The 12992-nt window shown below is 72.0% G+C and carries 13 protein-coding genes; 6 read left to right on the top strand and 7 right to left on the bottom strand.

Going from position 1 to position 12992, the window contains the following annotated elements; translation table 11 throughout:
• Positions 1 to 2: 2 nt before the first annotated feature.
• The 5 genes from BJ964_RS43600 to BJ964_RS43580 form a co-directional block, all read right to left on the bottom strand.
• Positions 3 to 950 carry a phosphodiester glycosidase family protein gene (locus tag BJ964_RS43600; RefSeq protein ID WP_229806815.1) on the bottom strand — a complete coding sequence of 316 codons (948 nt, stop codon included), beginning with the start codon at positions 948 to 950 and terminating at the stop codon, positions 3 to 5.
• A 59-nt stretch (positions 951 to 1009) separates the two neighbouring features.
• Entirely contained in the window at positions 1010 to 1912 is a 903-nt protein-coding gene (locus BJ964_RS43595) for a helix-turn-helix domain-containing protein (protein WP_229806814.1), read from the bottom strand.
• 143 nt (positions 1913 to 2055) lie between these two features.
• A complete protein-coding gene (locus BJ964_RS43590) occupies positions 2056 to 3852 on the bottom strand; it encodes a carbohydrate-binding domain-containing protein (RefSeq protein WP_188126127.1) in 1797 nt (598 codons plus the stop codon).
• Entirely contained in the window at positions 3849 to 4628 is a 780-nt protein-coding gene (locus BJ964_RS43585; RefSeq protein ID WP_188126126.1) for a polyphosphate polymerase domain-containing protein, read from the bottom strand. Before BJ964_RS43585 ends, BJ964_RS43590 begins: the two co-directional genes overlap by 4 nt.
• A complete protein-coding gene (locus BJ964_RS43580; protein WP_188126125.1) occupies positions 4625 to 5224 on the bottom strand; it encodes a DUF4956 domain-containing protein in 600 nt (199 codons plus the stop codon). Before BJ964_RS43580 ends, BJ964_RS43585 begins: the two co-directional genes overlap by 4 nt.
• Positions 5225 to 5395: 171 nt before the next feature.
• Between BJ964_RS43580 and BJ964_RS43575 the strand changes: the two genes are divergently transcribed.
• Together BJ964_RS43575 and BJ964_RS43570 are read left to right on the top strand one after the other, a co-directional pair.
• Complete coding sequence (locus BJ964_RS43575) at positions 5396 to 6124, top strand: response regulator transcription factor (protein ID WP_275407713.1); 729 nt, start codon at positions 5396 to 5398, stop codon at positions 6122 to 6124.
• Positions 6121 to 7512, top strand: a complete 1392-nt coding sequence (locus tag BJ964_RS43570) for a HAMP domain-containing sensor histidine kinase (RefSeq protein ID WP_188126124.1) — start codon at positions 6121 to 6123, stop codon at positions 7510 to 7512. Before BJ964_RS43575 ends, BJ964_RS43570 begins: the two co-directional genes overlap by 4 nt.
• Here BJ964_RS43570 and BJ964_RS43565 read toward each other — a convergent pair.
• Positions 7497 to 8177, bottom strand: a complete 681-nt coding sequence (locus tag BJ964_RS43565; protein ID WP_188126123.1) for a GntR family transcriptional regulator — start codon at positions 8175 to 8177, stop codon at positions 7497 to 7499. The genes BJ964_RS43570 and BJ964_RS43565 overlap by 16 nt on opposite strands.
• Positions 8178 to 8347: 170 nt before the next feature.
• On the opposite strand from BJ964_RS43565, the gene BJ964_RS43560 reads away from it, so the two are divergent.
• The gene (locus tag BJ964_RS43560; RefSeq protein WP_188126122.1) at positions 8348 to 9337 is read left to right on the top strand and encodes a PrpF domain-containing protein; all 990 of its coding nucleotides are present in this window, start codon (positions 8348 to 8350) and stop codon (positions 9335 to 9337) included.
• Positions 9338 to 9360: 23 nt separating this feature from the next.
• Here the strand turns inward: BJ964_RS43560 and BJ964_RS43555 are convergent, their stop codons facing one another.
• Positions 9361 to 9771: a cupin domain-containing protein gene (locus BJ964_RS43555; protein ID WP_188126121.1), complete on the bottom strand. Its 411-nt coding sequence runs from the start codon at positions 9769 to 9771 to the stop codon at positions 9361 to 9363.
• Positions 9772 to 9925: 154 nt separating this feature from the next.
• Here BJ964_RS43555 and BJ964_RS43550 point away from each other — a divergent pair, with 154 nt between their 5' ends.
• Genes BJ964_RS43550 through BJ964_RS43540 form a run of 3 tightly spaced genes read left to right on the top strand, consistent with a single transcriptional unit; the run spans position 9926 to position 12962 of the window.
• Entirely contained in the window at positions 9926 to 10498 is a 573-nt protein-coding gene (locus BJ964_RS43550) for a carboxymuconolactone decarboxylase family protein (protein WP_188126120.1), read from the top strand.
• A complete protein-coding gene (locus tag BJ964_RS43545) occupies positions 10495 to 11982 on the top strand; it encodes a sugar ABC transporter ATP-binding protein (RefSeq protein ID WP_188126119.1) in 1488 nt (495 codons plus the stop codon). The genes BJ964_RS43550 and BJ964_RS43545 overlap by 4 nt, the downstream gene beginning before the upstream one ends.
• The gene (locus tag BJ964_RS43540) at positions 11979 to 12962 is read left to right on the top strand and encodes an ABC transporter permease (protein WP_188126118.1); all 984 of its coding nucleotides are present in this window, start codon (positions 11979 to 11981) and stop codon (positions 12960 to 12962) included. Before BJ964_RS43545 ends, BJ964_RS43540 begins: the two co-directional genes overlap by 4 nt.
• Positions 12963 to 12992: the final 30 nt, after the last annotated feature.

The raw sequence follows: 12992 nt of genomic DNA, 5'->3' as shown, positions 1-12992 counted from the left end.
GATCAGCCCGCGACGTACAGGATGTCGCTGGTGCCCCGCTCTTTGCCCTTGCCGAGCGGGTTGCTGACCAGACCGTCCCGGAAGACCATCACCGACGAGCCGCCGCCGTCGAGGTTGTACGCGGTCCGCGCACCCCGGTCGGCGAAGATCTGCGCGAACTCCGGCATGGTGACGCCCCGGCTGTATCCGCTGCTGCGCCCGTCGGCCACCACGAACAGCAGATGGTTGGTGTCGACGAGGCCGATCCCGGTGCGCGGCTGCCGCCCCTGGATCGAGTGGTTGCCGAAGTTGGTGTCCACCTCGACCCGGTCGATCCCGTCGATCACCTTCCCGTCGCCGACCAGGCCCGGCCCGAACGACAGCGTGTTCCACACCCCGTCGGCGATCAGCTTGTCCGCGCTGGTGGCGGTCTCGTCGTAGAGCCGCATCGAGCCGTCGGCGTAGAGCGCCAGCCCTTGCCGGGCGCCGGAGTCACGGAACTTCACCCCGTTGCGGATCACGATGCCGGTGTCCCGGAACCCGTAGTAGTCGCCGTTGATCGCCAGGACCGCGCCCACACCGGCCGCGATCTCCGACGGGTTCGCGATGATGTTCTCGCCGAACTGGTCACCGGCGAACGCCGACCTGACGATGGTGGCGTCGGTGACCTGGACGTCGGCCACGAAGTAGGTCACCCGGTCGTCGCCGGACCCGGTGGTCACCGTCTCGATGGAGATCTTCGCGGTGTCGCTGGTGTAGGAGGTGGCGGTGGCGGTGCCATCGGTGTCGGCCTCGGCCGCGACCACGTTCTGCGCGATCAGGCCGGAGGCGCCGGAAACCTCCACGTGGTCGAGGACGTAGCGGTCGAGGGCCCAGGCGCCGCCACCGCCGGCGGCGGCGAGCAGGCCCAGGCCACCGGCGAGCAGACCACGGCGGCTGATGCGGCGGGCGGGAGCGGTTTCGTTCGTCACGCTTCGCAGTGAAGCCGCGGATCTTGTGGGGCCCCTGTGCGCGATCTATCGGTGAACCACTAGTCCAGTTCTTCGAGCCTGCGCTGGAGGATCGCCGGGGTCCGGTCGGGCTGCTCGGCCTCGATGAAGAGCCGCCCGATGGCCTCGGCGTACCGGTCCACCTCGTCGCGCTTCTCCAGGTACAGCCCGCCGGTGAGGTGCTCGATGTAGACCACGTCGGGCAGCTTGTCGTGCGGGAACCGCAGGATGCTGAAAGCGCCGCCGAGCGCCGCGTGGCCGCCCTTGGCGAACGGCATCACCTGGAGGCGGACCCGGGGCGACCGGCTGATCTCCAGCAGGTAGCGGATCTGGTCCCGGAGCACCTCCACCCCGCCGATCGGCCGGAGCAGCACCGCCTCGTCCAGCACGGCCCAGAGCCGGGGCGCGTCGGCGCGCTCCAGGACCTGCTTGCGGGCCATCCGCAGCCGGGCCCGGCGGTCGATCTCCTCGGGGCCGTCGGCGGAGTGGCCGAGCCTGATGACGGCCCGGGCGTACGCGTCGGTCTGGAGCAGGCCGGGCACGAACTGGACCTCGTAGGTGCGGATCAGCTCGGCCGCCTGCTCCAGGTCGAGATAGCTCTGGAACCAGGTGTCTAGGACGTCGCCGTACGCCTGCCACCAGCTCGGCGCGTTCGCCTCGCGGACCAGGGTGAGGATGCGGCGGTGCTCGGCCTGATCCTCGACTCCGTAGAGTTTCAGCAGGTCGGTGACGTCCCGTTCCTTGAAGCTGACCCGGCCCAGCTCCATCCGGCTGATCTTCGACTCGGAGGCCCGGATGACGTAGCCGGCCTCGTCACGGCTCAGACCCCTGGCCCGGCGCAGGGCACGCAGATGCGCGCCGACCTGTAGCCGGCGCACGGTCGCCCCGCTTCGACCGTTCTCGTCGAACTTCTCGGTGTCGCTGTCGGGCACTTCCTCGGACACGTGGACCTCTTCGACAGTCCTCAGTGGATCCTTCGGGGCCATTCGGCCTCAGCATACCCATGGCAAGTGGCTATGGGTCCAGGAGGTCAACGCGACGAGCGACGGCGCGGAGCCCAGGGGCGCCGCGCCGTCGGGTGGAAGGGTCAGCGGGGCTGGCGCCCGCCGTGGCCGCCGGCCGGCGCCTCGCCGGCGGTCACCGTGGCGACCTCGGTGGCCGAGCCGAGCTTGCCGGACGCGCGCAGGCCGCCGGTGTTCGCGCCGGTCGCCGTGCCGCCCGTGTACACGGTGTACTGCTGACCGGACGTGATGGACGCCGACGAGAAGACGACGTTCTGCACGGTCTTGGTGGTGACATAGGTGGCGACCACCTTGCCGTCACCGTCGGTGATCTGCACGGTGGTGCCCGCCTCGACCGCGCTGTCCAGCGTCGCGGAGAGCCAGCCCTGCTCCGAGTCGGTGCCGGGCGCCACCACCATGCCGGCGCTGCCGGCCGCGAGCAGGGTGCCGCCGCTGATGGTGAAGCTGCCGTTGACGTCGAGGGCGCCGTTGCCGTTGCCCTCCGGGCCGTTCACCACGACGGTGCCGCCGGTGATCGACGCGGTGCCGTTGGAGTCCAGGCCGTCGCCCTCGGAGTCGATCACCAGGGTGCCGCCGTTGACGGTGACCGAGAAGTCGCCGACCTCCTCGCCGCCACCGGGGAAACCACCACCTTGGTCGGCGGTGTCAGTGCTGGTCGTGCCGCCCGCGCCGTTGATGCCGTCGTCGCTGGAGACCACGTGCACGGTGCCCTTGTTGAGCACGAACTCGGCCGCCTCCAGGCCTTCGACCGCACCGGCGACGTTCAGGCTGCCGCCGTCGATGATCTGCTGGCCCTCGGTGTGGACGCCGTCGTCGCCGCCGGCCACGGTCACCTCGGCGCCGTTGAAGTGGACCGCTCCGTCGCTGTGCACGGCGTCGTCCGCGGCGCTCACCACGATGGTGCCGCCCTCCAGGACCTGGATGACGCCGGCCTTGAGGCCCTTGGCCGAGGTGTCGTCGGAGGCCTGCTCGGTGTGCCCGCCGCCGGCCGCGACCTTCAGCGTGCCGCCGGTGACCACGATGTCGGTGGTGGCGTCGACACCGTCGCCCTGGCTGGTCAGGGTGACCGCGCCGCCGGCGATCGCCACGTACCCGGCGGTGGCGTCCTCGTCGTTGTCGGCCTTGAGGCCGTCGCCGCCCGCGGTGACGGTGACCGTGCCGTCGTTGATCACCACGTAGTCCTTACCGCGCAGCCCGTCGTCCTTGGCCTTGACGGTGATCGTGCCGGACTCGACGAGCAGGCCGTCCTTGCTGGTGATGCCGTCGTTGCCGGTGCCCGTGACGGTCAGCTTCCCGGCGCCGGTGACGGTCAGGTGGCCGGCGCTGAACAGGGCGGCGTTCACGTCGGCGTCCTCGGCGTACGAGGAGGTGTCGGACAGCGTGTTGGTGGACCCGGCCGCGAGCCGGATCACCAGCTCCTTGGCCTCGGTGGCGGCGATCGCGGCGGTCTCCGAGCTGGTGATCTCAGCGCCGTCCAGGATCAGCGTGACGGTGGCGTCCGGGGCGTTCACCACGATCTGCCCGGCGAGCTTCCCGCTGACCGTGTACGTGCCGGCGGCCGTGATGGTGACCGTGGCGCCGTCCACCTTCACCCCCTCGGCCGTCGAGGTGGCCGAACCGCCGGTGAGCTCGATGGCGCCGGTGGCGCCGGCGCCGGAGCTGCCGGCGCTGTGCACCTCCTCGTCGGCGGCCAGCACGGCCGCGGCGTCCTGGGTGCCGTCGACCTTCACGGCGGCGGCCGCGGCCGTGGTGGCGGTGATCGCCGTGGTGCCGGTGCCGTCCGCCGAGGAGCAGCCGGCCAGTACGGCCGTGACCAGGACCAGGGAGCTGACGGCGGCGACGACCTTGTTGCGGATCCTCATCGGAACCCTTTCAGGGTGGAGAAGTGACGGCTCAGAACGGGGTGCCAGCGGTTGGCGGGCAGCTCGGGGCGCAGCGCGGCCAGGCCGGTGGCGTACTTGGAGATGCGGCAGGGACGGTGGCCCAGGGACCAGAGCAGCCGGTCGACGTCGGAGGCGGCCCGGCCGGACTTGGTCTCGACGATCACCGAGTGCGGCATGTGCACCGCCGACCCGTCCGGCAGCGTCCAGCTCAGCCCGGTGTCGATGGTGACCCGGCTGCCGGTGGACGGGACGTAGAGCGTGTTGCGCCGGTAGTGGGTGGCCAGCACCGGACGGAACTGCCGGCCGTCCGGGCGGATGCCGGCGCCGGCCAGGGTCTCGTAGGCGTACTCCCGGCCTTCGGGCCCCAGGTCACCGCCGTTCCCGGTGTACGGGATCCGCTCCTTGACCGTGACGCCGCGGGTGCCGCGCGTCTTGACCTCGACGAATTCGAGTCCGCTGTCCAGGTACGTCCGCACCCGGATCTTGAACCGGCGGCGGCGCTGCCGGGCGGCGGCCTGGTAGGCGTCCAGCTCCGGGGTGTCGAAGTAGACCGAGCGGTAGCCGAAGGTGCGCCGGTCGTCGATCTGGAGCGCCCGGACACCGGCCGGCATCCGGTCCAGCAGGGCCGGGAGCGCCGTCGCCGGGAGGACGTACTTGCGGTCCAGCCGGGTCAGCAGGGCGGCCTCACCGACCAGCTCATCGAGGGAGATCGGGGCGAAGCGGTGGAAGAGCGGAACCTCGGTGGTGGTCGTCATCGGGCGTTCACCCGCTCCATCCGCGGGCCGAGGTGGGCGCCGGCCGGAGCGGCGGCCGCCGCCACGTAGCGGACCTCGACCAGGGTGCTGTCGTTGACCATGTCGATCTGCTTGACCACCACGTTCGTCACCCGGCCGCCGAGGACCGCCTCCAGGTGGGCGCGCAGCGCGTCCTCGTCGGTGTGGGCCACGTCCAGCCGGAGCAGCTGGTTGCGGTGCCGGCGGTAGAGGGCCGGGTGGTCACCGACGACGAGGGCGGCCACCACCAGCGCCATGAGGCCGAGGTGCAGCACGTCCATGACGTCGCCGAGACCGGCGATCAGGCCCAGCGCCAGGGCCGCGAAGTAGTAGGCGATCTCGTGCTGGCTGATCTCGTCGGAGCGGAGCCGGATGATCGACAGGACACCGAACAGGCCGAGACCGAGGCCGGCGCCGACCGTCGAGGAGCCGAGGACGCTGGCGACGGCCAGGACGCCGATGTTCACTCCCAGGAAGGCGGCGACCAGGTCACGGCGCCGGTGGCGGGGAAAGTAGACACCGAACGTGAGGATGGCGATCGCGATGAGATCCGCGGCGACGGCGAGCAACGTGGTCACGTGAGGACTTCCTTCAAGTGGCGTTCATCAGGTGTTTCCATTTCGCCGGATCTTTCTGTCCGGGTCCTGTGAGCCCTCTATGCCGTTACTCAGAGTTCCGCGGCGGCGTTCTTACCCAACCCTTAGGAACGGCCGGTGGCCGTCTTAGGCGGGCTCGTCAGGGTTGCCTCCATGACCGTCACCGCCGCACGGCCCGGCTTTAATGGCCTGATGCGCATCCTGGTGGTGGAGGACGACGCGGCGGTTCGGGACTCGCTGGCCCGTACGCTGCGCTTCGAGGGGTATCAGGTGGACATCGCCGGCGACGGCCGGGCCGCCCTCGACGCGGTCCGCGACCGTGAGCCGGATGCGCTGATCCTCGACGTGAGCATGCCCCGGATGGACGGGCTGGAGGCGTGCCGCCGGCTGCGGGCCGACGGCGTCGTGTTGCCGGTGCTGATGCTCACCGCCCGCGACAGCATCGGCGACCGGGTCGCCGGGCTCGACGCGGGCGCCGACGACTACCTGGTCAAGCCGTTCGCGTTGCAGGAGCTGCTGGCCCGGGTCCGGGCGCTGCTGCGGCGGTCGGCGCTGATCGGGCCGGCGCCCACCGGGGCCCTGCTCACCTTCGCCGACGTACGGATGGACCAGGGCACCCGGGAGGTGTGGCGGGCTGACCGCGCGCTGCGGCTGACCCGCACCGAGTTCGGGATCCTCGAGGTGTTCCTGCGCCACCCGCGGCAGGTTCTCACCCGGGCCGCCCTGTTCGAGCAGGTGTGGGGCTACGACTTCGGCGAGGGCTCGAACAGCCTGCACGTCTATCTCGGCTACCTGCGGCGCAAGCTGGAGGCGGACGGCGGGTCCCGGCTGCTGCACACGGTCCGTGGCGTCGGCTTCGTGTTGCGGGAGGAGCCGCTGTGAGGACCTGGTGGCGCGGCCGGACCCTGCACGACCGGGTCTCCCTGCTGGTCGCCGGGGCGGTGGCGGCGGCCGTGCTGCTGGTCTCGGCCGGGGCGTGGCTGACCGTCCGGGAGATCCAGCAGGACAAGATCTCCGCCGAGCTGCTGGCCGACGCCCGGACCATCGCCGAGCACCCGTGGCAGTGGCTGAGCACCAAGGGCGCCCGGACCGGCCCGGCGCAGGGTGGCCCCGGCGGCCGGGAGATCGGGCCGTGCTGGCAGATCCTGGACTCGACCGGCGCGGTGGCCGGCGGCAGCGACACCGGGCTGCCGGTCACCCCTCTGGCCACGCGGGTGGCCACCGGCCGGCACGCGGGGGAGGCGCTGGAGGAGATCGGCCTGGGGCCCGGCGACTATCTGATGCTCACCGTGCCGATCGAGGGCGGGGGAGCGGTGCAGGTCGCCGTGGACCGGGACCCGGACGCCCGCGTGCTGGCCCTGTTCGCCCTGCTCCTGGCGGTCGGCTGCGGGGCCGGGATCGCCGGGGCGGCGCTGCTCGGCCGGACCGTCGCCCGGGCCGGGCTGGCCCCGGTGGACCGGCTCACCGGCGCGGTCGAGGACGTCGCCGTCACGATGGACCTGAGCCGGCCGATCAGCGTCTCCGGGAACGACGAGATCGCCCGGTTGGGCCGCTCGGTGAACGCCATGCTGGCCGCCATCGACGCGTCCCGCCGGGCTCAGCGGGCACTGGTCGAGGACGCCGGACACGAACTGCGTACCCCGCTGACCAGCATCCGTACGAACGTGGAGCTGCTGCTCGCGGTCGAGCGCCGCCCCGAGCTGGCGCACCGGCTGCCGCCGCAGGAGCGGGCCGAGCTGCTCGCCGACCTGGACGCGCAGGTCCGTGAGCTGGCCACCCTCACCACCGAGCTGGTCGAGCTGTCCCGCGAGGAGACCAGCCGGGAGTCGATCGAGGAGATGGAGTTCGCCGAGGTGGTGACCGCCGCGATCAACCGGGTCCGGATCCGCGCCCCGGGCCTGGTCTTCGACGCCGGGCTGTCACCGGTGACGGTGCCGGGCCGCCCCGGCGAGCTGGAGCGGATGGTGGTGAACGTGCTGGACAACGCGGCGAAGTGGAGCCCGCCGGGCGGCGCCGTCACGGTCCGGCTGACCCCGGCCGGGGTGCTCACCGTCGCCGACACCGGGCCGGGGATCGCCGAGGAGGACCTGCCGTACGTCTTCGACCGCTTCTACCGCGCGCCGGCCGCCCGGTCGATGCCCGGGTCCGGGCTGGGCCTGGCGATCGTCGCGCAGACCGCCACCCAGCACGGCGGCACCGTGACCGCCGGGGGCAACCGGCCGCACGGCACGATCGTCACGGTCCGGCTGCCCGTTCAGGAGCCGAGGTAGTCGATGGCCCGCAGCGCCTCGATGACGCTGGAGATGTGCTCCCGCATGGCGGCCTCGGCGGCCTTCGGGTCCCGGTCCCGGATGGCCGCGATGATCCGCTCGTGCTGCGGCAGCGACGTCTCCGGCCGGCCCGGCACGAGCGACAGCATGTACTGGTGGCGGACGATCTGGCCGCGCAGCGTCTCGACGATCCGGTCCGCCGTGGCGTGCCCGGCGATCTCCCGGACCAGCGCGTGCAGCCGCTGGTTGAGGTCGCTGTAGCGGCGGTGCTCGCCGGCCTCGACGGCCCGGCGCATCAGCACGCCGATCTCGTCGAGCTCGGTGGCGCGGTCCGGGTCGACCAGTTCGGCGGCGCGGGCCGCGATCAGGCCCTCGACCACCATCCGTACCTCGGTGATCTCCACGGCCTCGGCCGTCGACACCTTGCGGACCTGGGCCCCGCGGTTGCGCTGCACCTCGACGAGGCCCTCGGCGGCCAGGTCCGCCAGGGCGGCGCGGACGTTGAACCGGCTGGTCTCCAGGCGCACGCACAACTGCGCCTCGACCAGGCGCTCGCCCGGCAGGTACTCGCCTTTCAGGATCGCGTCGCGCAGGGCGTCGCGGACCTGGACCGCGGTGTTCACGGCGCGGGCCGGCCGTCGTTCGGTGCTGGGCTCGGGCGGCATCTGTTCCCCGTGGTCGGCATCGGTCCAGGTCTCCGCTGCTCAGCTTCGTTTGATCAAACATGATTGTCAACAATTGCTGAGCCGGGTAGGACGAGCCTATGGTTTCTCGTGCCCGGACGATCGACAGGATTGTCGACAACGTTCGAGGCATCGTTTCCGAAGGAGGGCCCATGGGCGGGATCCCGGTGCAGGTGCTGCGCGGCGGCGCGTCCAAGGGCGCGTACTTCCTCGCCTCCGACCTGCCGGCCGGCCCGGCCGAGCGGGACCGGCTCCTGCGCGCGCTGATGGGCCCACCCGGCCGGCGCCGGATCGACGGCATCGGCGGGAGCAAGGTCGCCGTGGTGAGCCGCTCGCCCGACGGGGACGCCGACGTCGACTACCTGTTCCTCGAGGTCGGTGTGGCGCAGCCCCGGGCGGGCGCGTGCGGCGACATCCTGGCGGGGGTCGGGCCTTTCGCCATCGAGCGCGGCCTGGTGCCCGCTCGCGCTCCGATCACCGGCGTACGGGTACGCGTGCTCGGCGCCGGCGAGGTGGTGACCGTGCACGTGCCCACCGCGGACGGCCGGCCGTCGTACGCCGGCGACACCCGGCTCAGTGGCGTGCCCGGCGGCGCGGCCCGGCTCCGGATCTCCTACCCGGGCCCGGCCCGGCTGCCCACCGGCCGGGTGGTCGACGACCTGGACGGGGTGCCGGCCACCCTGATCGACAACGGCACGCCGATGGCGCTGATCGAGGCGGAGGCGCTCGGCGTCACCGGCCACGAGTCGGCGACCCGCCTGGAGTACGACGCCGGGCTGCGGCACCGGGTGGCGAGCCTGCGCCGCCCGGCCCGCGCGCTGATGGGCGCGGTGCCGAGGATGTGCCTGCTGGCGCGGCCGGCCGACGGCGGCAGCCTGAGCACGCGGACGTTCCTGCCGGACCGGGTGCACGCGGCGATCGGTGTCCGCGCGGCGGTCGGCGTGGGTTCGGCGGTGGCACTCGCCGGCAGCGTCGCGGCGGGGCTGGTGGCCCCGGTCGCCGACCGTTCGGTGCCCCGGGACGTGCTGCGCCTGGAGCACCCGTCCGGCTTCTTCGACCTGGTGCTGGGGGACTCGCCGTCGGACACGTCGGTGGTGAGCACCGCGCGACTGCTGCTCGACGGCCGGGTCTTCGCGCCCTAGAACCGGGAGGTCCGGGGATGGACTCAGTCCTCGCCCATCTGGTCCTGCGGGGACAGGTGCTTCACGGTGACGCCCGTGCCGGTGAAGGTCCGCGTCACATGCCCGGAGGTGTACACCCACAGGATCCGCAGCGGCGTGTCGCCGACATTGCGGAACAGGTGCGGGATCGGCGACGGGATGTAGGTGGTGTCGTACCGGCTGAGCCGGGTCACCGTCCCCTCGACGAGGACCTCGGCCTCGCCGTCCAGGATCGTCACGTGCTCGTCGCAGTTGTGCGAGTGCATGGGCGCGCCGGTGCCGACCGGGTAGACGCTGATCCCGCTGGTGATCCGGTTCTCGCCGCCGGCCGCGGTGGTGGTGACGAGCGGCGTCGTGACGATGGCCCCGCCACGGTCGAGGACGGGCACCTGCGAGGCCTTGATGATCACGGTCATGGGGCCGAGCGTAGGCCGCCGTCCGAGGGTCCGGGCCACGCGAGATGCAGCCTTACCTTGCACTTCATGGCGTGTGACGCCCTAACACCGCGTTGTTACGTTCTTGCGAAACACCCACCCCGAGTGTTCGGGATCACAAGCTAGAGGCTGACCGATGAGACTTCCCGTGATTGATCCGGACGACATGACCCCGCGGCAGCGGGAGGTCGCCGAGCGCATCTCCGGCCGCCGGGGCGCCGTCCGTGGCCCGTTCCGCGTGTGGCTGAACAGCCCCGAGCTGTGCGACCGGGTCGAGTCGCTGGGCGCCTTCCTCCGCTTCGAGTCGAGCCTGCCGCTGCGCCTGCGGGAGCTGTCGCTGCTGATCGCGGCCCGCCACTTCGACGCCCAGTACTCCTGGAACGCGCACTGGGAGAAGGCGGTCTCCGAGGGCATCCCGGCCGAGGCGGTCCGGGCCATCGCCGAGCGCCGCGAGCCCGAGTTCGGCAACGAGGAGGACGAGGCGTTCTACCGGTTCTGCGTGGAGATCCTGGAGAACCACTTCGTCAGCGACCGGACCTTCCGGCGGGCGCACGCGATCTTCGGGTCCCGGGGCCTGGTCGACGCGGTCGGCTCGCTCGGCAACTTCAGCATGCTGGGCATGTGCCTGAACGCCTTCGAGGTGGACCTCCAGGCCGACCGCGAGCCGCCGTTCCCGGACATCCGGGGCTACGCCAGGGTCACCGAGTGAAGACCCCGGTCCTGCGGGTTCTCGGGGTCAGCAAGAGTTTCGGCGGCGCGGCCGCGCTGCGCGACGTGTCGGTCGAGTTCCTGCCCGGCGAGGTGCACGCCCTGATGGGCATGAACGGCGCCGGCAAGTCGACGCTCGTCCAGATCATCTCCGGGGCGCTGAACCCGGACGCGGGACTGCTGGAGGTCGACGGCCACACGCAGAGCCACCTGACCCCGCGACGGGCCCGCAAGGTCGGCATCTCCTGCGTGCCGCAGCGCCGGGAACTGGTCATGACGCTGACCGTGGCCGAGAACATCATGCTCGGCGATCTGCCGGCCAGCGGATCGATGGTCCACTGGAACCGGGTCCGGGCCACCGCCCAGCGGGCGCTCACCGACCTGGGCATCGCGATCGACGCGGACGCGGTCGCCGGCGACCTGACCGTGGCCGAGCAGACCATGGTGGAGGTGGCCCGCGAGGTTCGCCGGGGCGGCAAGGTGCTGATCCTCGACGAACCCACCGCGTGCCTCGGTCCGGAGGCCGCGGCCCAGATCCGCGAGCTGGTGCTGCGGCTGCGCGACAACGGCGTCGCCGTCGTCTTCATCTCGCACCACATCTCCGAGGTCCTGCATCTCGCCGACCGGATCACCGTGCTCCGCGACGGGCAGGTCACCTGGGCCGGCCTGGCCAAGGAGACCGACGAGAAGGGCCTGGTCCGCGACATGGTGGGCCGGGACGTGGTGTCGCGGCGCCCGGTCCGCCCGGCCGGGTCGCCCGACGTGGGCATCAGCATCCGGCGGCTCTGCGACGGGCGGTTCCTGGACCGCTTCGACATCGACGTACGGCGCGGCGAGATCGTGGCCGTGCTCGGCCCGGCCGGCGACGCCCAGTCCCGGCTGTTCGACCTGCTGTCCGGCCGGCGCCGGCCGGACAGCGGAACGGTGTCGATCAGCGGCCGCCCGGTCCGGCCCGGCCGGATCGCGCACTCGCTGGCCAGCGGTCTGCGCTGCGTGACCGGTGACCGCCGCAGGCTCGGGCTGATCCCCGGCCTCACCATCGACGAGAACGTCCTGCTCGCCCAGGACCGGCTGGACGGCCGGCGGCTGCACCGCTGGGGCCGGCTGGCCGAGCGGGCCGCCCCGCTGCGCGACGACTACCGGGTGGTGTCGCTCGTCCGGAACCCGCCGGTGGAGCAGCTGTCCGGCGGCAACCAGCAGAAGGTGCTGCTGGCCAAGTGGCTCGGCACCGCGCCGTCCGCGGTGCTGCTCGAGGACCCGACCAACGGCGTGGACGTCGCCGCGATGGCGGAGATCCACAGCCTCGTCGACGGGCTGACCGGTCAGGGCGTCGCCGTCCTGCTGGCCTCCTCGTCCGCCGAGGAGGTGATGCGCCTGGCCGACCGCGTCGTGGTGGTACGCGACGGACGCCGCATCGCCGAGTACCAGGTCGACCGGATCACCCGCGACGAGCTGATCGCGGCCACCCTAGGAGGAGCGCTGTGACCAGCCCGTCGACTCTCGCCAAGCCGAAGCCGGCCGCGCCGCCGCTCGCCCGGCTGAGGTCGATTCCCCACCTCGGCCTGCTCGCGGTCCTGATCGCGATCGTGATCTTCGCGAGCGTGCGGACGGACGCGTTCCTCAACCCGAACAACCTGATCAACGTGGCCCGGCAGGTCAGCGTGGTGGCGGTGATCGCGGCCGGGCTGACCCTGCTGATGGTCGCCGGCGGCATGGACTTCTCGATGGGCGGCAACGTCGCGGTGACCACCGCGGTGGCGGCCCAGATGCTGTCGCACGGCTGGTCGACGGCGGTCACCCTGGCCGTCTCGATCGCCCTGTCGATCGCGGTCGGCCTGGTCAACGGCGCCGTCGTGACGTTCACGAGGGTGGCGCCGTTCGTCGCCACCCTGGCCACCGCCACCCTGCTCGACGGTGTGGCGCTGCTCGTCATCGACGGCATGAGCATCTCGATCGACGACCACCTGTCCACCCTGGGCAACGGCAAGACCCTGGGCCTGCCCAACCTGACCTTCGTGGCCGCCCTGGTCCTCGCGGTCACCGCGTTCGTGATGCGTTACACCACGTTCGGCCGGGACGCCTTCGCGATCGGCGGCAACGAGGACGTGGCCCGGCTCAGCGGCATCAACGTGGTCCGCGACAAGCTCCTGCTCTACGGGCTGGCCGGCGCGCTCTCCGGTCTCGCCGGGATCATGCTGCTCTCCCGGCTGGCGGCCAGCAGCCCCGGCACCGGTGGCCTCCAGTTGCAGCTCACCGCGGTGGCCGCGGTGGTCATCGGCGGCACCTCGCTGGCCGGCGGCAAGGGCACGATCGGCGGCACCATCCTCGGTGTCCTGCTGCTCGGCGTGGTCGCCAACGTGCTCAACCTGCTCCAGATCTCCTCGTACTACCAGCAGATCTCGGTCGGCGCCGTCCTGCTGGTCGCGGCCATCGCGAACCTGATGCAGAGCCGCGGAAAGCACTAACCCCGCAAGATAACCCCCCTTTTTTTTGGA

It is taken from the genome of Actinoplanes lobatus, assembly GCF_014205215.1.
GTDB classification, from domain to species: Bacteria; Actinomycetota; Actinomycetes; order Mycobacteriales; family Micromonosporaceae; genus Actinoplanes; species Actinoplanes lobatus.
The sequence above is the reverse complement of the archived record's forward strand: the minus strand, read 5'-3'. Positions and strand labels throughout refer to the sequence as shown.

Bases quoted from the DNA above. Each gene is read 5' to 3' on its own strand.
- BJ964_RS43590 (WP_188126127.1), bottom strand. From the start codon at position 3,852: ATGAGGATCCGCAACAAGGTCGTCGCCGCCGTCAGCTCCCTGGTCCTG.
- BJ964_RS43585 (WP_188126126.1), bottom strand. From the start codon at position 4,628: ATGACGACCACCACCGAGGTTCCGCTCTTCCACCGCTTCGCCCCGATC.
- BJ964_RS43575 (WP_275407713.1), top strand. From the start codon at position 5,396: ATGACCGTCACCGCCGCACGGCCCGGCTTTAATGGCCTGATGCGCATC.
- BJ964_RS43565 (WP_188126123.1), bottom strand. From the start codon at position 8,177: ATGCCGCCCGAGCCCAGCACCGAACGACGGCCGGCCCGCGCCGTGAAC.
- BJ964_RS43560 (WP_188126122.1), top strand. From the start codon at position 8,348: ATGGGCGGGATCCCGGTGCAGGTGCTGCGCGGCGGCGCGTCCAAGGGC.
- BJ964_RS43555 (WP_188126121.1), bottom strand. From the start codon at position 9,771: ATGACCGTGATCATCAAGGCCTCGCAGGTGCCCGTCCTCGACCGTGGC.
- BJ964_RS43550 (WP_188126120.1), top strand. From the start codon at position 9,926: ATGAGACTTCCCGTGATTGATCCGGACGACATGACCCCGCGGCAGCGG.